The 25608-nt window shown below is 70.1% G+C and carries 30 protein-coding genes; 11 read left to right on the top strand and 19 right to left on the bottom strand.

Going from position 1 to position 25608, the window contains the following annotated elements; genetic code table 11:
• Positions 1–98 precede the first annotated feature (98 nt).
• The gene (locus BZG35_RS14865) at positions 99–1049 is read left to right on the top strand and encodes a hypothetical protein (protein WP_077356756.1); all 951 of its coding nucleotides are present in this window, start codon (positions 99–101) and stop codon (positions 1047–1049) included.
• A 92-nt stretch (positions 1050–1141) separates the two neighbouring features.
• Positions 1142–1687: a hypothetical protein gene (locus BZG35_RS14870; protein WP_077356758.1), complete on the top strand. Its 546-nt coding sequence runs from the start codon at positions 1142–1144 to the stop codon at positions 1685–1687.
• Here the strand turns inward: BZG35_RS14870 and BZG35_RS14875 are convergent.
• A complete protein-coding gene (locus BZG35_RS14875) occupies positions 1684–2985 on the bottom strand; it encodes a dicarboxylate/amino acid:cation symporter (protein ID WP_077356760.1) in 1302 nt (433 codons plus the stop codon). The two genes, BZG35_RS14870 and BZG35_RS14875, sit on opposite strands and share 4 nt — an antisense overlap.
• An 80-nt stretch (positions 2986–3065) precedes the next feature.
• Between BZG35_RS14875 and BZG35_RS14880 the strand changes: the two genes are divergently transcribed.
• Complete coding sequence (locus BZG35_RS14880) at positions 3066–4370, top strand: glycosyltransferase (RefSeq protein ID WP_077356762.1); 1305 nt, start codon at positions 3066–3068, stop codon at positions 4368–4370.
• A gap of 120 nt (positions 4371–4490) precedes the next feature.
• On the opposite strand, the gene mnmH is transcribed toward BZG35_RS14880, so the two are convergent.
• Genes mnmH through BZG35_RS14900 form a run of 4 tightly spaced genes read right to left on the bottom strand, consistent with a single transcriptional unit; the run spans position 4491 to position 7265 of the window.
• Entirely contained in the window at positions 4491–5555 is a 1065-nt protein-coding gene (mnmH, locus tag BZG35_RS14885) for a tRNA 2-selenouridine(34) synthase MnmH (RefSeq protein ID WP_077356764.1), read from the bottom strand.
• The gene (gene selD / locus BZG35_RS14890; RefSeq protein WP_077356766.1) at positions 5552–6592 is read right to left on the bottom strand and encodes a selenide, water dikinase SelD; all 1041 of its coding nucleotides are present in this window, start codon (positions 6590–6592) and stop codon (positions 5552–5554) included. The genes mnmH and selD overlap by 4 nt, the downstream gene beginning before the upstream one ends.
• Positions 6589–7005 carry a type II toxin-antitoxin system VapC family toxin gene (locus tag BZG35_RS14895; protein WP_077356768.1) on the bottom strand — a complete coding sequence of 139 codons (417 nt, stop codon included), beginning with the start codon at positions 7003–7005 and terminating at the stop codon, positions 6589–6591. Before BZG35_RS14895 ends, selD begins: the two co-directional genes overlap by 4 nt.
• The gene (locus tag BZG35_RS14900) at positions 7002–7265 is read right to left on the bottom strand and encodes a hypothetical protein (RefSeq protein WP_253189192.1); all 264 of its coding nucleotides are present in this window, start codon (positions 7263–7265) and stop codon (positions 7002–7004) included. Before BZG35_RS14900 ends, BZG35_RS14895 begins: the two co-directional genes overlap by 4 nt.
• 75 nt (positions 7266–7340) lie before the next feature.
• Here BZG35_RS14900 and BZG35_RS14905 point away from each other — a divergent pair, with 75 nt between their 5' ends.
• The 5 genes from BZG35_RS14905 (at position 7341) to BZG35_RS14925 (ending at position 10161) form a co-directional block, all read left to right on the top strand.
• Entirely contained in the window at positions 7341–7562 is a 222-nt protein-coding gene (locus BZG35_RS14905; protein ID WP_077356770.1) for a cysteine protease, read from the top strand.
• 65 nt (positions 7563–7627) lie between these two features.
• On the top strand, positions 7628–8293 hold the full coding sequence (locus tag BZG35_RS14910) for a glutathione S-transferase family protein (protein ID WP_077356772.1): 666 nt from the start codon (positions 7628–7630) through the stop codon (positions 8291–8293).
• 67 nt (positions 8294–8360) lie between these two features.
• Positions 8361–8555 carry a hypothetical protein gene (locus tag BZG35_RS14915; protein ID WP_077356774.1) on the top strand — a complete coding sequence of 65 codons (195 nt, stop codon included), beginning with the start codon at positions 8361–8363 and terminating at the stop codon, positions 8553–8555.
• Between the two features lie 149 nt (positions 8556–8704).
• A complete protein-coding gene (gene greA, locus BZG35_RS14920; RefSeq protein ID WP_077356776.1) occupies positions 8705–9178 on the top strand; it encodes a transcription elongation factor GreA in 474 nt (157 codons plus the stop codon).
• Entirely contained in the window at positions 9169–10161 is a 993-nt protein-coding gene (locus BZG35_RS14925) for a mitochondrial fission ELM1 family protein (RefSeq protein ID WP_077356778.1), read from the top strand. Before greA ends, BZG35_RS14925 begins: the two co-directional genes overlap by 10 nt.
• On the opposite strand, the gene BZG35_RS17735 is transcribed toward BZG35_RS14925, so the two are convergent.
• Positions 10158–10466, bottom strand: coding sequence for a hypothetical protein (locus BZG35_RS17735; protein ID WP_150126059.1), 309 nt, complete (start codon positions 10464–10466; stop codon positions 10158–10160). The two genes, BZG35_RS14925 and BZG35_RS17735, sit on opposite strands and share 4 nt — an antisense overlap.
• A gap of 72 nt (positions 10467–10538) precedes the next feature.
• Between BZG35_RS17735 and trxB the strand changes: the two genes are divergently transcribed.
• The gene (gene trxB, locus BZG35_RS14935) at positions 10539–11546 is read left to right on the top strand and encodes a thioredoxin-disulfide reductase (protein WP_077356782.1); all 1008 of its coding nucleotides are present in this window, start codon (positions 10539–10541) and stop codon (positions 11544–11546) included.
• Between the two features lie 10 nt (positions 11547–11556).
• On the opposite strand, the gene BZG35_RS14940 is transcribed toward trxB, so the two are convergent.
• From BZG35_RS14940 to BZG35_RS14970, 7 genes are all read right to left on the bottom strand, one after another.
• The gene (locus BZG35_RS14940) at positions 11557–12045 is read right to left on the bottom strand and encodes a BLUF domain-containing protein (RefSeq protein WP_171981974.1); all 489 of its coding nucleotides are present in this window, start codon (positions 12043–12045) and stop codon (positions 11557–11559) included.
• A 10-nt stretch (positions 12046–12055) separates the two neighbouring features.
• Complete coding sequence (locus tag BZG35_RS14945) at positions 12056–12463, bottom strand: response regulator (RefSeq protein ID WP_077356786.1); 408 nt, start codon at positions 12461–12463, stop codon at positions 12056–12058.
• Positions 12464–12532: 69 nt separating this feature from the next.
• Positions 12533–14077, bottom strand: a complete 1545-nt coding sequence (locus BZG35_RS14950) for a sensor histidine kinase (protein WP_077356788.1) — start codon at positions 14075–14077, stop codon at positions 12533–12535.
• A gap of 75 nt (positions 14078–14152) precedes the next feature.
• Positions 14153–15379: a cell wall hydrolase gene (locus BZG35_RS14955; RefSeq protein ID WP_077356790.1), complete on the bottom strand. Its 1227-nt coding sequence runs from the start codon at positions 15377–15379 to the stop codon at positions 14153–14155.
• A gap of 89 nt (positions 15380–15468) precedes the next feature.
• Positions 15469–15948 (bottom strand): Dps family protein, encoded by a 480-nt coding sequence (locus tag BZG35_RS14960; protein WP_077356792.1) that lies wholly within the window; start codon positions 15946–15948, stop codon positions 15469–15471.
• 230 nt (positions 15949–16178) lie between these two features.
• Positions 16179–16538 carry a DUF6481 family protein gene (locus tag BZG35_RS14965; protein WP_077356794.1) on the bottom strand — a complete coding sequence of 120 codons (360 nt, stop codon included), beginning with the start codon at positions 16536–16538 and terminating at the stop codon, positions 16179–16181.
• 246 nt (positions 16539–16784) lie between these two features.
• Positions 16785–16973, bottom strand: a complete 189-nt coding sequence (locus BZG35_RS14970) for a hypothetical protein (protein ID WP_077356796.1) — start codon at positions 16971–16973, stop codon at positions 16785–16787.
• Positions 16974–17447: 474 nt separating this feature from the next.
• On the opposite strand from BZG35_RS14970, the gene BZG35_RS14975 reads away from it, so the two are divergent.
• A complete protein-coding gene (locus BZG35_RS14975; RefSeq protein ID WP_253189193.1) occupies positions 17448–18563 on the top strand; it encodes a cell wall hydrolase in 1116 nt (371 codons plus the stop codon).
• Between the two features lie 3 nt (positions 18564–18566).
• On the opposite strand, the gene BZG35_RS14980 is transcribed toward BZG35_RS14975, so the two are convergent.
• Genes BZG35_RS14980 through nadA form a run of 6 tightly spaced genes read right to left on the bottom strand, consistent with a single transcriptional unit; the run spans position 18567 to position 23737 of the window.
• Positions 18567–18770 (bottom strand): hypothetical protein, encoded by a 204-nt coding sequence (locus BZG35_RS14980; protein ID WP_077356800.1) that lies wholly within the window; start codon positions 18768–18770, stop codon positions 18567–18569.
• A 52-nt stretch (positions 18771–18822) separates the two neighbouring features.
• Positions 18823–19692, bottom strand: a complete 870-nt coding sequence (gene nadC / locus BZG35_RS14985) for a carboxylating nicotinate-nucleotide diphosphorylase (RefSeq protein WP_150126060.1) — start codon at positions 19690–19692, stop codon at positions 18823–18825.
• Positions 19692–20288, bottom strand: a complete 597-nt coding sequence (locus tag BZG35_RS14990) for a Uma2 family endonuclease (protein ID WP_077356804.1) — start codon at positions 20286–20288, stop codon at positions 19692–19694. Before BZG35_RS14990 ends, nadC begins: the two co-directional genes overlap by 1 nt.
• Before the next feature lie 7 nt (positions 20289–20295).
• Positions 20296–21822, bottom strand: coding sequence for an L-aspartate oxidase (locus BZG35_RS14995; RefSeq protein ID WP_077356806.1), 1527 nt, complete (start codon positions 21820–21822; stop codon positions 20296–20298).
• Positions 21819–22664, bottom strand: a complete 846-nt coding sequence (locus tag BZG35_RS18020) for a metalloprotease (RefSeq protein ID WP_077356808.1) — start codon at positions 22662–22664, stop codon at positions 21819–21821. Before BZG35_RS18020 ends, BZG35_RS14995 begins: the two co-directional genes overlap by 4 nt.
• Entirely contained in the window at positions 22661–23737 is a 1077-nt protein-coding gene (gene nadA, locus BZG35_RS15005; RefSeq protein WP_077356810.1) for a quinolinate synthase NadA, read from the bottom strand. The genes BZG35_RS18020 and nadA overlap by 4 nt, the downstream gene beginning before the upstream one ends.
• A gap of 196 nt (positions 23738–23933) precedes the next feature.
• Here nadA and ilvA point away from each other — a divergent pair, with 196 nt between their 5' ends.
• The gene (ilvA, locus tag BZG35_RS15010) at positions 23934–25457 is read left to right on the top strand and encodes a threonine ammonia-lyase, biosynthetic (RefSeq protein WP_077356812.1); all 1524 of its coding nucleotides are present in this window, start codon (positions 23934–23936) and stop codon (positions 25455–25457) included.
• Positions 25458–25608 lie beyond the last annotated feature (151 nt).

Raw genomic sequence — 25608 nt, forward strand, 5'->3', positions numbered from 1 at the left:
GCGATCACGCGCAGAAACGTCGAAGCGGGCAACCATCGATTGACAGCGCTGTCATACCGGCCAATCCTCTTTGAAAATAAGAATTCGAGGAAACGCCAATGCCGAAGCTCCCCGCTCTGAGCGCGATCGCTGCCGCCGGCCTGGCGGCGCTACTGCTGACGGCGTCGCCTAGTCTGGCCCAGGCCGTCGGCGGCACCACGGACTCCAAGGACACCTTCGGCATGGGGGCCATGAGCGAATACAGCCGCAACATGGAGAAGGCCCTGTCCGACGCCGCCCGCGAGTCCGACCGCGAGCGGACCACCCGGCTGGACGGAGACGCCAGCGCCGCGCGCGCGGCCGCCACGGCGGCCGGCGTGACCTGCGTGGTGTCACAGGGCATCCTGCGCGGCACGACCGACGACGGGCTGAACCTGTACGAGACCACGTGCGCCGAGGGGCCCGGCCATCTGATCACCGCCTCGACGCCGCCGGTCGCCACCGGCTGCGTCGTCGCCAACACGGCGGCCAGCCACGCCCTGGCCGCCAACCCCACGGCCCGCCCGCCCGCCGCCTGCACCCTGCCCGCCAATCTGAACGTCGACGCGGCCATGGCCGCCTATGCCCGCGCTGCCGGGGTCACCTGCACCATGGACGAGGGTCGGGCGATCGGTCAGGTCGAGGGACGCGCCATCTATGAGATCGGCTGCGCCGGCCGCGACGGAGCCCGCATCGCCGAAACCGCCACCGGCTGGAGCCAGATCCCCTGCCTGGCCGTGGTCAAGGCCGGCTCGACCTGCGCCTTCACCACCCCGGCCGAGCAGAACGCCACCCTGCAGGCCCTGCTGGCCGGCACCGAAGGCGCGGGCTGCGTGGTCGACGACGGCCGCTACATGGGGGCCAGCGCCAACGGCACCTATTACGAAGCCAAATGCTCGGGGGCCGAGGGCTATGTCTTCCGCGTCAAGGACGGAAGCAGCGAGGCCTTCCCCTGCGCCGCCGCCCAGGGCCTGGCCGGCGGCTGTATCCTGACCCCCGTCGTGGCCGCCGAGGTCGCGCCCGCCGGCTGATCGCGCGGCCGATCCGGCGCGTTCATGACCGGATCGTAACTCGACAGGTCGTTTCACCCCCGCCATGGCTTGGCAAAAGGGGAGACGACAGGATGACCACCACGCGCGTCGGGATCGGCTTCTATGGGCGTTTCGCGCTCATTGCGGTGGCCACCTACCTGGTCCACGAGGCGGCGCACTGGGCGGTCGGCGCGGCGCTGGGCTATCCCGTCTCCTACGGCATCAACAGCGTCATCCCCGGCACGCCGATGACGCCGATCGATCAGATCCTGATGTCGGCGGCCGGGCCGGCGGTGACCGTCGTCACGGCGCTGATCGCCTTTGTCCTGGTGCTGCGGCGGCAGAGCCTGACGGCCTATGCGGTGCTGTATTTCGCCCTGTTCATGCGCGCCGTGGCGGCCGGGGTCAGCGTCCTTCACTTGAACGACGAGGCGCGGATCAGCGATCTGATGGGCTGGGGCCCCTGGGCCCTGCCCGCCGTCGTCATCCTGGCGCTGCTGGTTCCGACCGTGATCGCCAGCCGCCGTCTTCGCCTGTCGTGGACGGTCAACGTCCTGGCCTATGTCGTGTCCAGCCTGGTGACCACGGCGGTGGTCGGGCTGGACATGGTGCATCGGGGCACCCTCCAGCTCGGCTAGATTCCCGACGCCGCCTCCGGGTCCGCGACCGCGTCGCGCCCCTCGACGATCCGCGCGGCCGCCAGGTCTGCGGTGACGTTGCCGACGGTGCGGAAGATGTCCGGCACGACCTCGACCGCCAGCAGCAGGGGCAGGACCTGCAGCGGGATGCCCATGGCCAGGCAGATCGGGCCGATCGAGGCGAAGAAGGACACCTGGCCCGGCAGGCCGACGGTACCGACGCTGATGGCCAGGGCGGCGATACTGCCGGCCACCAGCACCTGGGGCGACAGGTCGACGCCGAACAGTCTCGCGCAATAGATGGCCACCGCCAGGTTGGCGACCGTCGAGGTGATGCGGAACACGGCCACCGCCAGGGGCAGGACCAGGCCGGCGGTCGCGGGCGAGACGCCCAGCCGCGTCGTCGCCCGCTCGACCATCACCGGCAGGCAGGCCAGCGACGACTGGGTCGAGAAAGCCACCACCTGGGCCGGGGCCACGGCCGCGGCGAACCGGCCCAGGCCGATCCGACCGAACACCGTCGCCACGCCATAGGTCATCACGATCAGCCCGATCAGGCTCAGGCAGACCAGGGCGATGTAGTGGCCCAGCACCCCCGCCGCCCCCAGTCCGGCCCGCAGCCCCACCCCCATGGCCAGGGCGAAGACCCCCACGGGTGCCACGGCCAGCACCCACTGCACGATCACGATCATGGTCTGGGCCACCGCTTCGAAGAACAGGGCGATGGGCTGGCGCAGGCGTTCCGGCAGCTTCGTCGTGGCGAACCCGAAGGCGATGGCGAAGACCACGATGGCCAGGATGGCGTCGTCGGCCGCCGCCCGGATCGGGTTGGCCGGGGCCAGGCTGGTCAGGAAGGCCTCGAACCCGCCGCCGGTCACATTGCCCGCCACCTCCCCGGCGGCCTCCGGCGGGGCCCCGGCGATCAGGGCCTGGGCCCCCGCCGGATCGATCGGCCACAGCGCGTGCAGCCCCAGCGACGATGCGACCGCCCAGACCGTGGCGAAGATCAGCAGGGCGGCGAACACGAGGACCGCCTTCAAGGCCAGTCGCCCCGACGCCGCCGCGTCGGCGATCGAGGCGATGCCGGTGACCAGCAGACTGAACACCAGGGGGATGATCGTCATCCGCAACGCATTGAGCCACAGCTGCCCCACCGCATCGACCACGGCGATGGTCCCCGTCCCGCCCGGGACTCCATAGGCCTGCGCCGCCGCCCCGGCCGCCACCCCCCCGACCAGGGCGATGAGCACCCACAGGCTCAGCGAGGTCAGGACGGAACGGGTGCGGGATCGGGTCATGGGGGAACGCTAGCACAGGGTTCAGCCTTGTCCTTCTCAAGGTGGAGGCACCGTTCGAGGGCGTGCTAGGCCCTTCGCTCATGTCTCCTCGCCGCATCGTCCTCGCCACCGCCGGATCGCTCGGCGACCTGCATCCCTTCATCGCTCTGGCGCTGGCGCTGGAGGCGCGGGGGTTTGAGGCGGAGATCGCCACTTCGCCCGAGTATGCCGACAAGATCCGGGCCGAGGGGCTGGTGTTCCATCCCATCGGGCCGACGCTGGCGGAGCTGGAGGCCCGGCTGGGTCTGGACCGGGTCGCCCTGACCCGCGCCATCGGCCGATCCAGCGTCTTCCTGTTCGAGAAGCTGCTGCTGCCCTATCTGGAGTCAGGATCCCGGGAGCTGATTCAGGCGGCCGACGGGGCCTCGGCCATCGTGGGGGCGACCTTCGCGGCCGGGGCGGCCATGGCGGCCGAGCGTCTGGGGATCGCGTTCGTGCCGGTGGCGCTGCAGCCGGCGGTCGTGTTCTCGGCCTATGACCCGCCCCGGCTGCAGGCCGCGCCCTGGCTGCTCCCGGCGCGAGGGGGCCTGGGCCTGGCCCTGAACCGGATGACCGTCGCGATGGCCCGCGCGAGCACCGCCCGCTGGACCGGTCGCGTCAATACCGTCCGCGCGACGCTGGACTTGCCGTCGGAGCGGCGCAACCTGCTGATGGATGGGATGGAGGGCCGGGCGCTGTCCCTGGGTCTGTATTCGCCGCTGCTGAGCCCGGCCCAGCCGGACGCGCCGCCTGGGTTCGCGGTGGTCGGTCCGGCCCACTACGACCGCGAGGCCGACGGTCCTGTCGGCCTGTCCCCGGTCCTGTCCGCCTTCCTGGCCGCCGGCCCCGCCCCCCTGGTCTTCACCCTGGGCAGCGCCGTCGTGAACGACCCCGGCGACTTCTACGCAGAAAGCCTGAAGGCCGCGCGGCGCCTCGGCCGCCGCGCCGTCCTGCTGGTCGGCCCCGACGGCGACCCGTCCGTCGCCGATGGGCCGGACGCGATCGCCGTCGGCTACGCCCCCTTCTCCCTGCTGTTCCCCCACGCCGCCGCCGTCGTGCACCAGGGCGGGGTCGGCACGACGCAGCAGGCCCTGCGGGCGGGACGACCGCAGCTGATCGTGCCCTATCTGGGCGACCAGTTCGACAACGCAGCCCGCATCGTCCGCCTCGGCTGCGGCGCGACGCTGAGCCGCCGGGCCTACCGCGACAGGCGCGTCGCGACGGTGCTAGAGCGCCTGCTGACGGACCCGGTGGTCGAGGAGACGGCCACCCGTCTGGGTGTCGTGGCGGCGCAGGAGGACGGGGCGGCCGAGGCGGCGGACCGGATCATCGAGATGCTCTCCCTCTCCCAGAGTGAGAGGGCTTGAGGCTCGCAAAGCGGGGCGATGCGTCTTAGCCGAAAGGGTGAGGGGTTACGGTACCAACCGGTGAGGGCATAATCCCTCACCCTTTCGCGCAAGACCGATCGCCTGATGGCTCTCGGGCGCTCAAGCCCTCTCCCTCTGGGAGAGGGTCTCGGCGATGGCACCCGCCGCCCGGTCCAGCGCCTCATCCGACACGTCCGCCATGTCCACCCGCCCCAGCACAGGCCGGTCGCGTCGCGCCGACATGCGGCGATAGGCGGGGTCGTAGTGGTCGGCGATCAGGGCGGCGGCCAGGGCCTTGAACGCGCCCTCCCGCGCCAGCGTCTTCCAGCCCTCGATCGTCTCTTTCGAATGGTGCTTCGGCAGGCGCGACAGGGCGGCGTCCAGCGCCGCGGGATCGGCGGCGATGTCGGCATAGACCCGGGCCGAGAAGGCCGCGCGGGCCGCGACCGGGGCCGAGACCTCGATCACCTCGGCCCGGCCCATGGCGGCCCACAGGGCGGGCGGCACGGTGCGCGCCCCGATGCGGCTGGACTCGGCCTCGACCACCACGGGCCGCGCGGGGTCGAGCCCCTCCAGCGCGACGAACAGCCGGCTCTCGAACAGTTTCTGCGCCGGCTGGGGTCGGTCGGCCAGGGCCCCGAACAGCGAACCGCGATGCGCCGCCAGACCCTCCAGATCGAGCGTCTGCACCCCCCGCGCCACCAGCCGCTCCAGCAGCGCCGTCTTGCCCGACCCCGTCCCCCCGTCCAGCAGCACCACCCGCCAGGGGCCGTCCGGGGCATACAAGGCCGTCTGCACCGTGCGCCGCCAGGTCATGTAGCCGCCGTCCAGGACGGTCACCGGCCAGCCGATCTGGTCCATCACGGAGACCATCGCCCCCGACCGCTGGCCCCCGCGCCAGCAGTGGACCAGCGGCCGGAAACTGCCGTCCCGGTCCTTCAGGGCTCCGTCCAGATGGGCCGCGATGTTGCGCGCCACCTTGGCCGCCCCGATCCTCCGCGCCAGGAATTTCGATTGCTGGACATAGATCGTCCCGACCTCGGCCCGCTCGGCGTCGTCCAGCACCGGCAGGTTGATGGCCCCGGGGATATGATCCTCGGCGAACTCGGCCGGGCTGCGCACGTCGATGAGGGCGTCGAACCCCGCCCGGGCGATCGCCGACAGGTCCGTGGTGCGACGGATCAAACGACCCTCACGCCCGCGCCCGCCGTGACCCGGCCCACGACGGCCGCGCGGTCGAAGCCCGCGGCCCGGATCTGGGTCAGGACCGCCTCGGCCCCCTCCGGCGCGACCGCGACCAGCAGCCCGCCGGACGTCTGGGGATCGGTCAGCAGATCCCTGCGCCAATCCTCGAACCCGCCGGGCAGGGTCACCCCCTCGCCATAGCTGGCCCAGTTCCGGCCCGAGGCCCCGGTGCGCAGTCCGTCGCGCGCCAGACCCTCCACCCCGTTCAGCAGGGGCACGGCCCCCGCCTCGATCTCGACCGACAGACCGGACCCCCGCGCCAGCTCCAGCGCATGGCCCAGCAGGCCGAAGCCGGTGACGTCGGTCATCGCATGGACCTCACCCCGCTCGGCCAGATCGGCCCCGACCGCGTTCAGCTGGGTCGTCGAGGCGATCAGGGTCGCATAGCCGTCGGCGTCCAGCCGTTCCTGCTTCAACGCCGCGCTCAGGATGCCGACCCCCAGCCCCTTGGTCAGGATCAGGACGTCGCCGTCCCGCGCCCCGGCATTGGTCAGCACCCGGTCCGGATGCACCAGCCCCAGGGCCACCAGCCCATAGATCGGCTCGACGCTGTCGATCGAATGGCCGCCCGCCACGGGGATGCCGGCCGCGGCGCAGACGCTGGCCCCGCCCGCCAGGATCCGGCCGATGGTCTCGACCGACAGCACGTTGACCGGCATGCCGACCAGGGCCAGGGCGAAGATCGGCCGCCCGCCCATGGCGTAGACGTCGGACAGGGCGTTGGTCGCCGCGATCCGGCCGAAGTCGAACGGATCGTCCACCACCGGCATGAAGAAGTCGGTCGTCGCCACCAGAGCCTGGGCGTCGTTCAGCCGCCAGACCGCCGCGTCGTCGGCGGTCTCGTTGCCGACCATCAGGTTGGCGAACACCGCCGCCTGGGGCGTGCCGGCCAGGATGTCGCGCAGGATGCCGGGTGACAGCTTGCAGCCGCATCCGCCACCATGGGCGAGGCTGGTCAGGCGGGGTTCTGGGGTCATGGAAACAGGTCCGGCAACATGACGATCCGGGATGCCAGATCGGATTTCTCCACGACGACCCGCCGGAACTTGTCGTCCGAGGTCAGCAACCGGCAATCACGGTCGATCGCCAGAGCGAGGAACAGGCAGTCATCGACCGGATGGCCCAGGGCCATGGCGAGGTCGAGCCCCTGTCTGAGCACGCTCGTGGTGGCGACGTCCTGCACAGGGGCGTCGTCGAGGATCGAAAGCCATTCCCGCGCCTCGGCTTGCGTCCCGACGCCTTCGCGAACCGCACGACGGATACCGTTCGCAGCTTCAACCCGCCAGACGTCGGGGGCGATCAGCGCCAGCTGCAGCGCGTCCTTCGCCAGCTCGGCGCCCGGCTCTGGCAACACCCATTTGAGCGCGACCGAGGTATCGATAACGATCAATTTTCGTCGCGCATCTCGCGGACCACGACTTCCGACGGCGTGAAGGTGCGACCCTTCATCGTCTCATGCAGAGCGTCGATGCGGGCGCGAAACCGCTCAACCTGCTTCAACCGCTCCGTCTCGAGGGCTTCCTCAAGAAGGGCGCGATGCTCAGCCTCAACGCTACGCTGATTGGCGAGCGCGCGGCGCTTCAGCGCCTCAACCGTGTCGTCGCCGACGTTTCTGACGAGGAGTTGAGCCATGCGCAGCTGATAGCACATGCTATCGTTCGTCTCAATGCGAGTGAACTTCGGCGGTGTCCGGCCGTTCAACCTGCGAGCTTGAGGAGAACGACTATGGCCCTGTCCCGTATCGCCACCGCCCTGGGCGGCCTTCTGCTGTCGCAAGGCGGTCGTCGTTTCGCCGGACGCCACGCCGGCAAGCTGGCCCTGGCCACGCTCGCCTATGAGCTGTGGCAGAATCGCCAGAACGGCGTGACCCCGACCGGCAAGCCCCGCGCCGGCCGGACCCAGGGCCAGGCCCACCCGCGCAAGCGCTGGAGCGGCCGCCCCTCCTGAACGGGCCTTGCCCTCCCCGGCGTCAATCCCGCTAGGATGAGGTATCGACCCAGCGGAGCCGTCTCATGATCGTCGTCCATCACCTGAACAACTCGCGCTCGCAGCGGGTCCTGTGGCTGCTGGAGGAGATGGGGCTGGCCTATGAGGTCAAACGCTACGAGCGCGACGCCCGAACCATGCTGGCGCCGCCTGAACTGCGCGCCATTCACCCCCTGGGCAAGTCGCCCGTCATCCAGGACGGCGACATCGTCGTGGCCGAGACCGGGGCGATCGTCGAATACCTGCTGGAGACCTACCCCACGGCGGAGCTGAGGCCCCAGCCGGGCACGGCCGAGGGCCGGCGCTTCACCTACTGGCTGCACTATGCGGAGGGGTCCGCCATGACGCCCCTGCTGCTGAAACTGGTGTTCGGGGCCCTGCCGACGCGGTCGCCGGGTCTGCTCCGCCCCCTGGTCAAGGCCATCGCCACCAAGGCCCAGACCGGTTTCGTCGACCCTCAGATCGCTACCCACACGGCCTATTGGGAGGCCGAACTGGCGCAGTCCGGCTGGTTCGCCGGGGACAGCTTCAGCGCCGCCGACATCATGATGAGCTTCCCGCTGGAGGCCGGGGCCAGCCGCGCGCCCTACGGTCCCGACAAGCCCCGCCTGAAGGCGTTTCTGGCCGCCATCCATGCGCGGCCCGCGTATCAGCGCGCCCTGGCGCGCGGTGGACCCTACGCCTACGCCTGACCCGGGCGACTCGGGGTGGAGACGGTCCCGTGCGCAACCGACGCGCACACCAGGCGTTGATCCGCCCATGCGCCTGAGAATGTTCCATATCTGTGCCGCCCTGGCCGCCGCCGTCGTCCTGTTCCTGGCCTTCATCGCCATGGGGGTCGCGGTGATGTCCGGTCTGGCCGCCCTGCTGGCCGCGGGTCTGGTGTCGTGGATCGTGTACCGCGTCGCCCGGCGCGCGCTGTCGCATGGACGGTCCGCCCCCTCCCGCAGCTGACGCCTCGGTCAAGCCGTCTTGAGTTCGGGCTGCTTCTGCCCTAGTCTTTTCGGCCGGTCGCTCGCGCCCAGCGATTCAGTGCTTGCCAGAGTTTCTTCCCCGTCCTCTCTCCGGTTTACCGGGCGACAACCCAGAAAAATCACGACCACATGGAAAAAGTGCCGATGACGGCCGAGGGTTACCGCACCCTCGACGATCAGCTTAAGCAATTGAAGTCGGTGGAACGGCCCAGCGTGATCGCGGCCATTTCCGAGGCCCGCGACCACGGCGACCTGTCGGAAAACGCCGAATACCATGCCGCCAAGGAGCGTCAGGGCTGGATCGAGGGTCAGATCGCCGAGATCGAGGACAAGATCAGCCGCGCCCAGGTGATCGACGTCTCCAAGCTCAGCGGCGACCAGGTCAAGTTCGGCGCCACCGTCACCGTGGTCGACGAGGACACCGAGGACGAAGGCCGCTACCAGATCGTCGGCGAGCACGAGGCCGACGTGAAACAGGGCAAGATCTCGATCTCGTCCCCCATCGCCCGGGCCATGATCTCCAAGGCCGTGGGCGACACGGTCGAGGTCAACACCCCCGGCGGGGTCAAGGCCTACGAAATCCTCAAGGTCGAGTGGAAATAGGGGCACAGCCCCTTTCCATCCGCGTCGTCACCGACGGCCGGGCGGGCATCGAGAACCAGGCGCTCGGCCTGGCCGAGGCGGTCGCCCGACTGACCCCGACCGAGATCGCCGTCCGGCGCGTGCGCTGGCGGCCGACGTTCGACTGGCTGCCGGTCGCGCTGAAGACGCCGGCCCTGCTGGACCCGGCCGGTGACGCGCCCTTTCCGACGGACAATGATCCCTGGCCCGACCTGTGGATCGCCACCGGGCGCGCCAGCCTGCCGCTGTCGCTCCGCGCCCGGGCCCGGAGCGGCGGCCGGACCTTCGTGGTCCAGACCCAGGATCCCGGGCTGGATCCTGGCCGGTTCGATCTGGTGGTGGCCCCCGCGCATGATCGGCTGGGGGGCCCGAATGTGGTCTCCATCACCGGCTCGCCAAACCGGATCACCCCCCAGCGGCTGGGCGAGGCGGCCGCCGCCTTCGCCGGCCGACTGGCCCCCCTGCCCCGCCCTCATGTGGCCATGCTGATCGGCGGGCGGTCCAAGGCCTTCGACCTGACCGAGGCCCACGCCCTGGCCCTCGCCGACCGGATCGCGACGGCGGTGGCCGCCGTCGGCGGATCGATCCTGCTGACCTTCTCGCGTCGCACGCCCGACGCCGCCCGATCGGCCATGACCGCGCGGCTGGCCGACCTGCCGGGCTGGATCTGGGACGACACGGGCCCCAATCCGCTGTTTGCCTTCCTGCAGACGGCCGACCATATCCTGGTCACCGAGGACAGCGCCAACATGGCCGCGGAGGCCGCCACGACCGGCCGGCCGGTCCACCTTCTGCCCATGATCGCGCGCAAGGCCCCGGGCAAGTTCGCGCGGCTGCAAGCGGATCTGACGGCGCGGGGCGCGGTCCGCCCGTTCGACGGATCCCTGGAGCCCTGGACCTATCCGCCCCTGGCCGAGACCGACCGCGCGGCGCAAATCATCCTGGAGCGGATGGGCCGGCTCTAGTCGCCACCCCCGCCGCCGCCGCCGTCACCGCCGCCGTCGGCCCCGCCGTCGTTGTCGCCATGGCTGTCCTTGGCGCGACCGCCGCCGCCGGCCCCGAAGAACAGGACGCCCCCGTCGCTGCCATCCCCGCCGCCCTCGCGTCGGGCGCGCTGGCGTCCCCGTGCGTCCAGCGCCGCCCCGACGGCGATGCCCAGGGCGAAGCCGACGATCAGACCGATCAGGATGTTTCCCACGGCATAGCCGAGGGCCACCCCCAGCGTCGCGCCCAGCGCGATGAAGATGCCGATATAGCTGCGTCCCTGCATGCGACGATCCTTTCGTCCGCGATCCGCAAGCCGGGCATCGCGCCCGGCGGAATCAGCGACTAGATAGCACTCATGACCCATCCGAAAACCACCCGCGTCGCCATCATCGGTTCCGGCCCCGCCGGCTGGACCGCCGCGATCTATGCCGCGCGCGCCAGCCTGAACCCCGTGGTCATCGCCGGCATCCAGCCGGGCGGCCAGCTGACCATCACCACCGACGTCGAGAACTATCCCGGCTTCGCCGAGGCCATCCAGGGCCCCTGGCTGATGGAGCAGATGAAGGCCCAGGCGATCCACGTCGGCACCGAGATCATCGAGGATATCGTCGTCGCCTGCGACCTGTCCCGGCGACCCTTCCGCCTGACGCTGGACTCCGGCGCCGAGATCCTGGCCGAGACCGTGATCATCTCCACCGGGGCCCAGGCCAAGTGGCTGGGTCTGGAGTCCGAGGCGAGATACCAGGGCTTCGGCGTCTCCGCCTGCGCCACCTGCGACGGCTTCTTCTATCGCGGCAAGGAGGTCGTGGTGGTGGGCGGCGGCAACACCGCCGTCGAGGAGGCGCTGTTCCTGACCAATTTCGCCGCCAAGGTCACCGTGGTCCACCGCAAGGACGAGCTGCGCGCCGAGAAGATCCTGCAGGAGCGGCTGTTCGCCAACCCCAAGGTCGAGGTGGTCTGGAACCATGCGGTCGACGAGATCCTGGGCCAGAACGACGGCGTGGCCTCCAACGTCACCGGCGTCCGGCTGAAAAACGCCCTGACGGGCGAGACCCACGAGCGCTCGGCCGACGGCGTCTTCATCGCCATCGGCCATGCCCCGTCGTCGGAGCTGTTCCTGGGCCAGCTGGAGACCAAGCAGGGCGGCTATCTGGTGGTGAAGCCGGGCACCACCTCGACCCAGGTCGAGGGCTGCTATGCCGCCGGCGACGTGACCGACGACGTCTATCGCCAGGCCGTCACGGCGGCGGGGATGGGCTGTATGGCGGCTCTGGAAGCCGTGCGCTTCCTGGCCGAGGAGGACCACGCCCGCGCCCACCATCCGATCAGCCACCAGGAAGCGGAAAAGATCGGCGTCTGGTAGAGGGGCCGGCTCAGGCCGACTCGCCGCTCCGGTCGGGGCCGCCCCAGTGGTCGGCCAGCCGGTCCTGCGCCTCCAGGGCGGACGTGAGGATCGGCACGTAGGAATCCAGTCGGTCGTCGTTCGCAACCAGCAGACGGCCCAGACTGGCGGTGCTGGTCGGGCTCAGGCGGGGGCTGACCATGGCCCAGTCGCCGAACGTCCGCTGCTCGACATGGCGGCGCTGCATGACCCGCATTCCGGTGTGACGCGTATCCGCGTCGAGCGCCGTCATCAGGCGGTCCAGCGCCTCATCCGGTCCTTCCAGCACCTGGACGAAGGTGTTGTCGACGACCGCGAGCACCCCCGTGATGTCCATCCGCGGGTTGTTCGATCGCGCTTCGTACAGAATGTCCGCGATCTCGATCGCACCCCGGGCCGATCCGGTGCTGACGCTGCGATAGATTAACTGACCGATCCGGGCGCGGGACCCGGCATCGTCTTTAAACGTCGAAAAACTCACGGGCGTCCGATCAACCAAACAACCGCAGCTCGGGCGGTGCGTACTCCACCGGGCGGCCCTCGCGGCGGCGCAGGGCGTAGTCGACCGCGGTCTGCACGGCGCGCTCGTCGCTCGGCTTGGTCAGCACGCCGATCGTGCCTGCGACCCCATCGCGCACCATCCCGGGATTGGCGGTCATGAACAGAACGCTTACGCCCATGTCCTGACCCAGCTCGCGTCCCAGCTCGATGCCGGTCGGCCCGTCCTGCAGGTGGATGTCCACCAGCGCGAGATCGATCACCGTCTCGCGCGCCACGTCGCGCGCCGCACGCGCGTCCGCGACGGTGGCGATCACCTCGTGACCCAGATCCTCCAGCACGAAGCGGAGTTCCATGGCCACCAGGGCTTCGTCCTCGATGATCAGGATACGCGCGGTCATGGTACTTCGGTTTCAGTCTCTGTTTCAGTTTTGACGGGCCGGAAGCTGGCAAGGGTGCCAGAGCCGGGTTTAGGAAAGTTTGAGCGCCGCACGACGTCTTGAAAGCGCCGTGGCCGGAAGGTTTGCTTCCACCACCAAACCCTCCGAAAGCCATTTTCGTTCCAGCCGGCCGCCCAACTGACCCTCGACGGAAAGCGTGGCCAGCGAGGTGCCGAAGCCCGCGCGGGCGGGCACGCCGGTCACCGGCGGGCCTCCGACCTCGGTCCAGCGCAGGATGAACCGCTCTTGTTCGGCCCGCGTGTTCAAAAGGACACGCCCGTCTTCGCGCGACAATGCGCCGTATTTGGCAGCATTGGTGGCCAACTCGTGGAACAGCAGGGCCACGGAGGTGGCGGCCTGATCGTCGAAGACGGCGTCCTCGCCGTCGATCAGCACGCGGGGCCGCCCGGCGTTGTCGGAATAGGGCTGGAACAGCGCGCCGAGGAAGGTGTGCAAAGTGGTGTCCCCCACCGTCGGGCGGGAAACCTCGGAATGCGGCCGCACGAATTCGTGGGCGCGGGCCAGGGCGCCGATCCGGTTCCGGACCGCGCCGGCGAAGGCCTTAGCTTCCGGATACTCGCGCGCGGACAGGGCGATCAGCGCCGAGATCACCGCGAAGATGTTCTTGATCCGGTGGCTCAGTTCCTGGCTGAGCAGATCCTTGCCCTGCTCCATCTTCTTCAGGTCGTCGATGTCGGTGCAGGTGCCGAACCAGCGGGTGATCGTCCCCTCCGCGTTACGGATCGGCGTGGCCCGTCCCAGGGTCCAGCGATAGATGCCGTCGGCCCGGCGCAGACGGTATTCGATCTCGTACAGGTCGCCCGTCTGCAGCGATTGCTGCCACGCGGCCCAGGCCCGGTCCTGGTCGTCGGGGTGGAACATGCCGTTCCAGCCCTCACCGTCGGTCGATCCGGCCGGAACGCCCGTGAACTCGTACCAGCGCGCGTTGTAGTAGTCGTGAAAGCCGTCCGGACGAGTCGACCACACCATCTGCGGCAGGGAGTCGGCGATGGCCCGAAACTTGGCCTCGCTCTCGGCCAGGTCGGCCAGGCCCTGTTCCCGCTCCCGCACCGCAAGACGCAGGTCGAACTGAGCCATCACCTGGCGCGCCAGGGTGTCGAGCGCCTGCATCTGCAGCGCCGTCGGCGGCTCGGGCCGGACCTTGGTGTCGAGCACGCACAGCGTCCCCAGCGGCACGCCGTCGGCCGTCTTCAGCAACCGGCCGGCGTAGAACCGCAGGCTGGTCTCACCGGTGACCAGGGGATTGCAGGCGAAACGGGGATCCTTCGTGGCGTCCGCCACCACCATGCCGTCCGTCTCCAGCAGGGCGTGGGCGCAGAACGAGGTGTCCAGCGGCGTCTCGCGCACGCCCAGCCCCACCTCGGCCTTGAACCACTGACGGCCCTCGTCGATCAGGTTCACCACCGCGATCGGCGCATCGAAGATCCCCGCGATCAGCGCCGCGATGTCGTCGAACGCCGCCTCGCGCGGCGTGTCCAGAATACCGTAGGCGCGTAAGGTCTGGAGACGCTCGCCTTCGGCCCAGGACGGACGATCTATCGGGGAAGCGGTCAATCGGTCTCTCTTGCAACGACAGGAGGGGATCGCGTCAAATGCACGGGGAGGCGGGCGGGTTGCAAGCGCGGCCGGTCAACCGGCCGGGCGACCGACTTCCTCGACCTCCATCCGGGCGATGCCGGCGTCTCCCGACGCGACGCCGGGCGCGGACTCGGCCGCGGCCGGGGCGGTCTCCAAGGTGGCCAGACGGGCATTGATCGCGGCGATTTCCTCGGCGGTTCCGGGACGGCGTCCGCCCAGGCTGGCCACCCCCACCACGCGGCTGTGTCCGTCGATCTCCACGGTGCGCAGATTGGCGCCGCCCGCCGCCAGGATGGCCGCATCGGCCGGGCTCAGGTCGCCGGCCTCGGCCAGCAGGGTCGGTGGAGTGATCAGGCGGGGCCGCGAGAAGCGCGCCTCGTCGATCACCGGCTCGCGTCCGCTGTAGCGCTGTCGAAAGGCGGCGGTCTCGCCGGGAAGGCCCTTCCAGCGATAGAAGATGTGCGCCCCGATCTGGGTGATCTTGGCCAGGGTCGGCGACCACCAGGGGTAGACGTAGTCCGCATGATAATGGGTCGCCGTGCCCACCTGGGTCTGGACGTGTCCGGCCAGGGCGCGTTCGGCCACGCTTCGGGCCCGCTCCCAGGCCCAGCCGACCGGAGCCTGCGAGAGGGCCCCGTCGCAGGTGAAGCTGAACTGGCAGCCGGTGGTGCGCTCGGCGCCTTCGAAGACCACGCCGCAGACGGTGTTCGGATAGTTGGGATCGCGCACGCGGTTCAGGATGACCTGGGCCACCGCCTCCTGACCGGCGGTGCTTTCCAACGCGGCCTCGTAATAGACGCCCTGGGTCAGGCAGCGCAGCGCGCGTTGGCGGTCGGCGGGACTCGCGGTGTTGAAGACGAAGGGCTGGGCCGGGCGCAGCGAGCCCATGGCCGTGGGCATGGACGCGTTCAGCCGCTGGGCCTCCAGGCCATGGGTCCCCAGGTCCAGCGACGGCTTGCCCGCCAGGGTCAGGCTCTCCCAGCCCGGCGTCAGACCCAGCAGCATGATGTGGCGCGCGTTCGGGTCGAAGCGATCGGCCAGGGCGATCTGCGCCGGGTCCATCCGCGCCGACAGGGCGGCCAGCCCGCGTGGGGTCAGGTCGCCCCCCGTGACGCGCGCGACCGCCTCGGCCATCCGATCGGTATCGGACCGCACCGTCGATCCCGCCGCCATGGCCACGCCCAGGGCCGCAAGGGCCGCCGGCATCGCCGCCGCATAGCGACGGACGCGGGTCTTCACCCGGTTCCAGTCGATCGGCGTGGCGAGGAATGCGTTCATGAATGCTTTCGGGACCTGAAGCGAGCGCCGCGAGGACGGGGGCTTACCCATCCTTCGCGGCGCTTTTCAGGCCAGGGCTGTGCTGGGGCCTAGCGGCCGCCCAGGGTCGAACGCAGCATCCAGGCGAACTTCTCGTGCGCGGCCAGACGCTGGGTCAGCAGGTCGACCGAGACGTCGTCGCCATCGTCGTCCGCCGCCGTCAGGGCCGTGCGGCAGGTGGCGATGACCGTCTCGTGGTCCTTCATCAGCTCGCTCAGCATGGCCGAGGCGTCCTTCTCGGGGTCGCCGTCCTTGATCGAGGTCAGGTTGGCGAAGGCCGAATGCGACTGGGGCGCGAACTCGCCCAGGGCCCGGATCCGCTCGGCGATGTCGTCCAGAGCGTCCCAGATGTCGCGGTACTGCTGCTCCAGCAGGTTGTGGTAGGTGAAGAACTCCGGCCCCCGCACGTTCCAGTGGTAGCCGTGCGTCTTCATGTAGACCGCGAAGCTGTCGGCCAGGACCTTGCTGAGCTCCTGGGTGACATTGGCGCGTTCGGCCTTGGACAGGCCGGTGTCGATGGTGGCGGTCATGGACGTTTCCTTTGGCGGCGGTTGCGGAGCAACCGCTCAGGTAGGGGTTCGACGGTCGCTCGCCAACCCGCGTCCGGGGAAATCGCCCGAACGCGCGAGGGCGGTTCGGATCGGAAACGCGCGCATCGACCGAGCGTTGCGGCGCCAGCGACCGCTGCGACACAGAGGCAGACGGCCGCCGTCCGGGCCCTCGGCCGGGCGCACCCGGCCGAACCACGACGCCGTCGGATCTAGCGGCGCGCCTTGCGGGCGGCGTAGCGCGCGTCGCGGGCGGCCTTCTGTTCTTCCTTGGTGAGCTGCTTGCGCTCCTTGCGGGCGGCGCGCTTCTCGGCCTCGACGGCCTCCTCGCTGTCGCGCAGGGCGGCCAGGCGGGCCTCCTCGCGCTCCTGCTTGATGCGGCGCTCCTCGGCCTTGGCGGCCTCGTGCTGCAGGCGCAGGGCCTCCTTCTCGGCCGCGCGCTTTTCGGCCAGGCGGTCGAACTCGGGGTCGGTGACGGTCGGCTTGGGCTTGAACTTGGCCAACAGGGCCTTCTTGGCCTCCTGCTGGGTGCTGATGCGGTCGCTGAAGCCGGTTTGTTTCAGATCTCTCATGCGGGCGGTCGGTCGTCCTTCGAGGGGTTGGGTCGCGCGACCGGATGGACCCGGAAGACGCGATCAGGAGGCACTCAGGCATCCGGCGGTCGGCAAACCCGAATCGACGGCAAAAATCAAGCGCGCCGGGTCAGCTTTCACGGTTTGAGACCGTTCTTGAGAGCGACCGTCGCGCCAGAGCCTCAGGGGGAGCGACCTACATGGGGTCGGCGGCGGCGGAACCAACCCCCCGTCGCGCGCGGTCGGTCATCTGGGTCTCGAGGCCTGCCCGACCATCGTGCCCGCCGCGCCCCCGACCGCCGCGCCGACCGGCCCGCCGACGATCGCGCCGGCGACCGCGCCCGTGGCGGCGCGCTGTTCGATCGTCTGCCCGCAGGCGGACAGCGCCAGAGCCGTGGCGGCGAGGGCCAGCAGGGACAGGACGGAGGGACGCATGGAACAGAACGCTTTTCTACAGAAATTCAGGGGATCAGAAGGACAACGTCGCCATACGGCACAGGTTCCGCGGCGCTGCGGCACGCTAGATCAGCAGGCCGCCACACAGGCATCGAATACAATAAAAAGGCGCGCCTAGAGTGGTCTTGAGACGGCCGATAAATGATCTCGCACTGGTCTATGCATCCGGATACAGAATAGGGGCTGAATGCGTTCGGGCGAAACCGGAAACGTCAAAAGGTAGCTTCGCGTTTAACCAACATCTGCCCGCGAATGCTGCGATGCAGCACCGACTTGCGAATCGACCACATTGATGACATAAATGGGTGGCTAAAGGCGCTTCCTTCGACGGTCTCGACGTTCATCGAGCCGCGATTCGCAAATCGGCCCGCGACCCAGCCTGAAAGGCGGCTCGCCCGGTTCTGCAGACGACCCTGGGGCAGCTTTCCCGCCCTGCTGAATAGGACGATGCCCTTGTTCCATCCCTCGCAGTCGCGTGCGATCTCGCGCGCCGATCGTGTGGCCCGGATCCGGCCCACGACGGCGGCGGCGGTGGTCGGCGGTGTGCTGGGGCTGGCGATCGGCTGTGCCTATCTGGGGGGAACGGTCGCCCGCACGACCACCATCCGCGCCCAGGCCGAGCGGATCGAGGGGGCCACCTCGGCCGGCTTCACCGAAGAGGCCCTGGCCGCCGCCGCCGGGGGGCTGGACGCCAGCGCCCTGGCCATCGCCCGTCGCCATGATCCCTACACCGTGGCCGGGTCCGCGCAGCGCGACCGCCAGGCCGAGTTGCTGACGGCCCGCCTCGAGCAACTTCGCCCCAACGCCGCCACCGGCGATCTGCGCCGCGCCAACCTGACCGAACTGGCCGGTGCCGCCCGTCCCTTCCATCTTGGCAATGCGCTGGACGAGAGCCGCGATCTGGAATGCCTGACCCAGGCCGCCTACTACGAAGCCCGGGGCGAAGGGGCCGACGGCATGCGCGCCGTGGCCCAGGTCGTCCTGAACCGCGCGCGCCACCCCGCCTTCCCCAACAGCGTCTGCGGCGTGGTGTTCCAGGGGGCCGGCCGTCGCGTCGGCTGCCAGTTCAGCTTCACCTGCGACGGCTCGATGCGCGCGCCGGTCAATCGCGCCGCCTGGAACCGGGCCCGCACGGTGGCCTCGGCCGCCCTGTCCGGCCGCGTCTATGTGGGCGTCGGCAACGCCACCCATTTCCACACCACCGGCGTCTCGCCCTCGTGGCGGAACGCGCTGCTGCGGGTCAACCAGGTCGGCACCCACGTCTTCTACCGCTTCGGCGGCCGCGCGGGATCCAGCCGGTCCTTCGCCTACCAGACCCGCCCGTCGACCGGCGGCGAGATGCAGAACGCTGTCTATGCCGGGATCGACCCGGCCAACACCCTGCGTCAGGCGGGTCAGGCGATCGCCTACAGCGCCGTCGTCGCGCAGGAAAACCTGTCGTCGCCCGCCGCGCAGGACAGGCCGACCGAGACGCCCGCCCCGACCGTCAAGCCGGTTGAACTGGCCGTCCCGGTCGCGGCCGCGACGTCACCGGTGCCCGCCCCTTCGCCGGCTGCCCCGACGACCTAGATCTCAGAGGCTGTGGTCGCGCACGCTCCAGCGGTTGAGCGTGGACTGACTCAAGGGGCCGAACCGGTCCTCGCCGTCGAAGCCCGGCTGGACCGGTCGCTGCGGCGGCGTCTCGACGGCCCTGCCGTTCCGCTCCGCGCGCTCCGGGACGGGTGTCTCGTCGTCGAAGCTGCGAGACTCTTCCAGGATGTCTGGCACTTCGGTCATGCGGGCTTAACCCGTGGCGGCCCGGCGCGTTCCGAGGCCGCTCGGTGGGGCCTCAGACGGCGTCCAGCCCGATGTCGAGCACCGGGGCCGAATGGGTCAGCGCCCCCACCGAGATCACATCGACGCCGGTCTCGGCGACCCGGCGCACCGTCGACAGATTGACGCCTCCGGAGGCCTCCAGCACCACGGGGTGCCCGCCGGCGCGCGTGCGCCGCACCGCCTCGGTCAGCATCGCCGGGTCGAAATTGTCCAGCATGATCACGTCCGGTCCCCCGCCCGCCGCGACCAGGGCCAGGGCGATGTCCAGCTGGTCCAGCCCGTCCACCTCGACCTCGATCTTCATCAGGTGACCGACGTGGGCGCGGGCGGCGCGGACCGCCGCCTCGACCCCGCCGCAGACGGCGATGTGGTTGTCCTTGATCAGGATGGCGTCATCCAGGCCGAAACGGTGATTGACCCCGCCGCCGCAGCGCACCGCGTGCTTCTCCAGCGCCCGCAGCCCTGGTGTGGTCTTGCGGGTGTCCGCGATCCGCGCCCCCGTCCCCTCGACCGCCTCGACATAGGCCCGCGTCAGGGTGGCGACGCCGCACAGCCGGCCCAGCAGGTTCAGCGCCGTCCGCTCCGCCGACAGGAAGGCCCGCGCACCCGCCTCGACCTCGGCCAGCACCGCCCCGGCCTCGAAGGCGTCGCCGTCCGCCATGCGCAGGTCAATGGAGGCCCCGGGATCCATCTCCAGCAGGCTCAGCCGCACACAGTCGATCCCCGCCAGCACGCCCGGCTTGCGCGCCGCGAAGACCGCACGCATCCGCGCGCGCTCGGGGATACAGGCCGCCGCGGTCACATCGCCCGCCCGCCCCAGGTCCTCGGCCAGGGCGGCGCGCACGATCGGCAGGATCAGGATGTCGGGAAGGCGGGGGACCATCAACGGCCGAAGATTTCGGTCAAGGCGATCTCGATCTCCGGCGCGAACAACGGTTGAAGGGCCTCTGTCTGCACGGTCACCTCGCTGTCCCACTGCCCATCGCGGCGCGGCCCCCGATAGATCCGCACCGAGCGCGTCTCCGGCATGACGATCCACAGTTCGGGGATACCGGCACGCGCATAAAGGGGAACCTTGACCTTGCGATCGGCATCCTGCGTCGAGACCGAAACCTCGATCACCAGGACGGCATCCTCGCCGCGATAGTATTTTCCGTCGGCCGGGCGTCGCGCCACGAGGACGTCGGGCTCCGGCGCATTCCGGTCGTCGATCCGCAGAGTCGCGTTCGAGACGACGTCGAACCCGGCGATCGCCTTCGCTGCGACGGCGACGTGCAGGCGGACCAGAAGATCGCTGTTGACCCTGGCGTGTTCCATTCCAGCCGGAGCCATGTCGACGATCACCCCCTCGATCAGCTCGACGCGGCCGGGCTTGTCGTCGAACACGCCCAGCTCGGCCATGCGCTCATAGGCGTCGAAGTCGAAGAGGAAGCGACGCGCACCCTCTTCCACGCCGTCCCTGGCCTCGCTCGCTTCCATGGCGCGACTATGCCCCAACCGCCACCCGGCGAAAAGGCGCTGCAACCTCAGGTTTGATCAACCGCGTATGCCGCGCCACGGTGGCGGTGTCCGGATAGTCGCTGCGATAGTGGCCGCCCCGGCTCTCGTGCCGGGCCAGGGCCGCCTCGACGATCAGCCGCGCCGCCACCAGGGCGGGTGGGGCCCCGTGCAGGGCTTCCAGCCGATCGATGAGAGCGATCTGACGGTGCAGACCCTCGCCGTCCCGCACCACACCGCAGTGCGCGCTCATCCCGGTCCGCAGCTCCAGCATCGCCGCATCCGGCAGGTCGTCGACGACCGCCCCGACGACGACGGGTCCGCTGACGCCCGTCTCCAGCGCGGCCGCCCGCCCCGTCCGCCGCCCGAAGGCCGCCGCCTCCAGCAGGGAGTTGGACGCCAGCCGGTTGGCGCCGTGCACCCCCGTCGCCGCGCATTCGCCGACGGCGAACAGGCCGGCCAGGCCGGTGTGGCCATCCGGATCGGCCGCGATCCCGCCCATGTGATAGTGGGCCGCCGCCGCCACCGGGATCGGGGTCACGCGCGGATCCAGCCCGGCGGCCGTGCAGGCGGCGAAGACGGCCGGAAACTCGCTCGGGAAATGCGCCCCGATGGCCTTGGTGGCGTCCAGCAGGGCCCCGCGCCCCGCCGCCCGCGCGGCATGGACGGCCCGCGCCACGATATCGCGCGCCTTCAGGTCCGCGTCCGGGGCTTCGCCCAGCAGGAAATGCCCGTCGCGATCGATCAGCCGCGCCCCCTCGCCCCGCAGCGCCTCGGTCGCCAGCGGCATGGGGTCCAGCCCGACGTCGATGGCGGTGGGGTGGAACTGCACGAACTCAGGATCCAGGATCTCGGCCCCCGCCGCCCAGGCCAGGGCCATGCCCTCGCCCTTCAGCGCGGTCGGCGTCGTCGTCGCCCCGAACAGCCCGCCCGCCCCGCCGGTCGCAAGGACCACGGCCGGGGCCAGAACCTCGACCAGACGCCCGCTCGGATGCTCGATCACCGCGCCACGCACGCGGCCGGTCGCATCCTGGATCAGGGCCCGCAGCCGCGCGTCTTCCCACACCGTGATGTGATCCGCCGCCCGCACCGAGGCGACCAGGGCCGACAGGATGGCCCGCCCGGCGCCGTCGCCGCCGACCCGGGCCACGCGCGGCATGGAGTGGGCCGCTTCCAGGCTGACGAAGAACTGGCCCTCGGGGTCGCGGTCGAACGGGGCCCCCAGCGAGGCCAGCCATTCGACGGTCGCGCGCCCTTCGTCGGTCAGGATCTCGGCCGCGTGATGGTCGACCAGGCCGGCCCCGGCCGCCTCGGTGTCCTTCAGGTGCAGCGCCGGGGCATCGTCCTTCGACAGCGCCGCCGCCACCCCGCCCTGGGCCCAGGCGCTGGACGCCGCCTCCAGCAGGGGGGCCGGGCTGATGACCAGCACGGGCCTCGGGGCCGCCGAGAGCGCCACCGACAGACCGGCCAGCCCGCCGCCGATGATCAGCGGCCCGTCGTGAACGATGCGACTCATCGGTCGAAGCCGATGAAGCGGGCGGCGATGGACAGGGCCTGCGTCGGGGATCCGTCCGCGATCGGCAGCAGCACGCCCAGGGCGGCCGCGCCGCAGGCGGCGGCGGTGATCAGGAACAGGGCCAGCGACTTGCCCGCCTCGCCCCAGGTCAGCTTCTGCTCACCCGGTCTCCAGGCTCCGCGCTGCAGCGAGCCGAACACGGCGATGCCCAGGAAGACGGCCAGGATCCAGCGCCCGGTCGACACGCCCCACCAGACGGCCAAGGCCCCCATGGCGATCAGGGCGGCCTTCTCGACCATCGGATCGATCCGCGCCAGCACCGGCCCCAGGGCCTTGGAGCCGTCCAGCGGCGGCGCGGGGGCCAGGTTGACCAGGTTGATCATGGCGATGAAGAAGGCCCCCAGCATCCAGGCGTCGTCGCCCGTCGCCAGCCAGACCCCGACGGCCGGCAGCACGGCCAGCAGGCCGAAGGCCGGACCGGCCAGGGCGACCAGCACCCCGTGCCACTCGCTGACCGGGTTCCGCTGCCCCCGCGCCATCCCGCCCAGGAAGGGGATGATGTAGATCTTGGCGGGCCCCATCCCCAGCCGGTTCATCGCCAGCACATGGCCGTATTCGTGCACGAACAGGCCGAACAGCGCGGCCACCGCCACGATCCCGCTGCCGGTCGCCAGCCAGATAAATCCGCCCAGCAGCAGGGTCGAGGCGATGGCCCAGGGCAGGCTCTGCCCCTTGTCGATGTTCGGCGCGCCGGGGCTGGAGGCGGGCACCGCCGTCGCGACCGGGGCGACCGGCGTAACCACCCGTCCGTCGCGCGAACCCCACGGGCCTGTCTCGCTCATATCAGTTCCACCGACACATGGTGCCGGGCCTTGATCATGTCGTAGCGCGCGGGCACCAGCGGCGGCGGCAGGTCGATCATCCGCTGCACGGCCAGGGCCGCCGGCGCGATCATCGCCTCCGGCACCGTGACCTCGAACTGCATGTCGCGCAGGGCGTCGCGGATGTTCGTCAGGGTGATCCGCTTCATATAGGGGCACAGGTTGCACGGGCCGATGAAGCTGACCTCGGGCACGTCGCCCTTGATGTTGGCGGCCATCGAGCATTCGGTGATCAGCACCACCTGTTTCGGCTTCTTGGCGGTGATGTAGTCCGTCATCGCGGCGGTCGATCCGGCGAAGTCGGCGGCGGCCAGCACGTCCTCCGGGCACTCAGGGTGGGCCAGGATCTCGGCCCCCGGATAGGCCTGACGCATCTCCTCGATGTCGGCGGCACGGAACCGCTCATGGACGATGCAGCGTCCCTTCCAGGCGATGATGCCGACGTTCGTCTGCGCCGCCACGTTCCGGGCCAGGAACTCGTCGGGGATCAGGATGACCTTGTCGACGCCCCATTCCTTGGCCGCCCATTCGACCACCTGAACGGCGTTGGCGCTGGTGCAGCAGATGTCGGTCTCGGCCTTCACATCGGCCGTGGTGTTCACATAGGTCACGACCGGCAGGCCCGGATAGCGCTGCTTGATCAGCCGCACGTCCGCGCCCGTGATCGCCTCGGCCAGCGAACAGCCGGCCTTCAGGTCGGGGATCAGCACGGTCTTGTCCGGGCTCAGGATCTTGGAGGTCTCGGCCATGAAGTGCACGCCGGCCTGGACGATGACCCTGGCGCTCGACTTGGCCGCCTCCTTGGCCAGGCCCAGGCTGTCGCCGACATAGTCGCCGACCCCGTGGAAGATCTCGGGCACCATGTAGTTGTGCGCCAGGATGACCGCGTCGCGCTCGCGTTTCAGGGCGTTGATCTCGGAAATCAGCCGCGCCTGATCCGGCCACTCCATCGGGGTGACGAACTCCTTGACCTTGGCCCAGACCGGCGCGGTCTCCTCGGCGATCTTGCGATCCAGCTGCAGACTGACGACCAATGCGGCCTCCCGACCCTTATGCTCAAAGTTAGCATAACTGCGACCAATATAGGCCGATGGTGGAGGCGTGCAAGGGTAAGGCCGAGGCCAAGGATGCAGAGCGTTCGGGGGCCTCACGGTTTCAGGCGAAATCTCTTCGCTGATCCGCTAATCGTAGGTGACTTCATCCCGCCGAACGCCTCCGTACTGCCCCGCCATGCAAGAAACCCTCCGCCGCATCCTCACCGCCCGCGTCTATGACGTGGCGATCCAGACGCCGCTCGACCCCCTGCCCGGCCTGAGCCGCCGCCTTGGCCGCGCGGTGCTGCAGAAGCGCGAGGACCTGCAACCGATCTTCTCGTTCAAGATCCGCGGGGCCTACAACAAGATCGCCGGGCTCACGGGCCCGGAGCTGGCGCGCGGCGTGATCTGCGCCTCGGCCGGCAACCATGCCCAGGGCGTCGCCTTCGCGGCCCGCAAGCGCGGGACCACGGCCACCATCGTCATGCCGGTGACCACCCCGCCCATCAAGGTCGCGGCCGTCCGCGCGCTCGGGGGCCACGTCATCCTGCACGGCGACGCCTTCGACGAGGCCTTCGCCGAGGCCAGCCGCCGAGCCTTGACCGACGGAGCCGTCTTCATCCACCCGTTCGACGACCCCGACGTCATCGCCGGCCAGGGCACGGTCGGGCTGGAAATCATGCGCCAGCATTCGGAGCCCATCGCCGCCCTCTTCGTGCCCATCGGCGGCGGGGGCCTGGCCGCCGGCGTCGCCGCCATCGTCAAATTCCTGCGCCCCGAGACCCGCGTCATCGGCGTCGAACCGGTCGACGCGGCCTGTATGCAGGCCGCCATCGCGGCGGGCGAGCTCGTGACCCTGAACCAGGTCGGCCTGTTCTGCGACGGGGTGGCCGTGCGCCGCGCGGGGGTCGAGACCTTCCGGCTGTGCCGCGACCTGCTGGACGACATCGTCACCGTCGACAACGACGCCATCTGCGCCGCCATCAAGGACATCTTCGACGACAGCCGCGCCGTGGCCGAACCCTCCGGGGCCCTGGCCCTGGCCGGGCTCAAGGCCTGGGCCGCCGCCCATCCGGAGATCGCCGATCAGGGCGCCCTGATCGCCGTCAACTCGGGCGCCAACGTCAATTTCGACCGGCTGCGTCACATCGCCGAACGGGCCGAGATCGGCGAGGGCACCGAGGCCTTGCTGGCCGTGGCCATGGCCGACGACCGCGCCGTCTACAGCCGGTTCCTGAACGCGCTCGACGGCCGCTCGGTCACCGAGTTCAACTACCGCTGGTCCGGCGAGGGCCGCGCCCACATCTTCGTCGGCGTCGCCATCAAACAGGGCCCGCACGAGAAGGACGACCTGATCCGCGCCCTCGTCGCCGACGGCTACGACGTCGAGGACATGAGCGACAATGAGACCGCCAAGCTCCACGTCCGCCACATGGTCGGCGGCCGCGCCACCGGCCTGCCGCACGAACGCATCCTGCGTTTCCAGTTCCCCGAACGCCCGGGGGCCTTCCTGAAGTTCCTGAACAGCCTGCGCCCCGCCTGGGCCCTGACCCTGTTCCACTACCGCAACCACGGCGACGACGTCGGCCGCGTCCTGGCCGGGATCTCCGTCCCGCCCGCCGACCAGCCCGCCCTGACCGCCGCCCTCGCCGCGCTCGGCTACCCCTATGTCGACGAGACCGACAATCCGGCCACGAAACTGTTCCTGGAGGCGGTGTAGCAAGTAGCCCTTCCCCCATCCTTCATGGGGGAAAGCGGCCCGTCGATCGCGCAGCGATCCAGGGCCGATGGGGGAAGTCTTGTCTTGCTTCAACTGCGGATGAAGTTCCCCCCATCCGTCCTGTTCTCGCTTCGCTCGAAGACGGACGGCT

The sequence above is a fragment of the Brevundimonas sp. LM2 genome (genome assembly GCF_002002865.1).
Taxonomy (GTDB): domain Bacteria; phylum Pseudomonadota; class Alphaproteobacteria; order Caulobacterales; family Caulobacteraceae; genus Brevundimonas.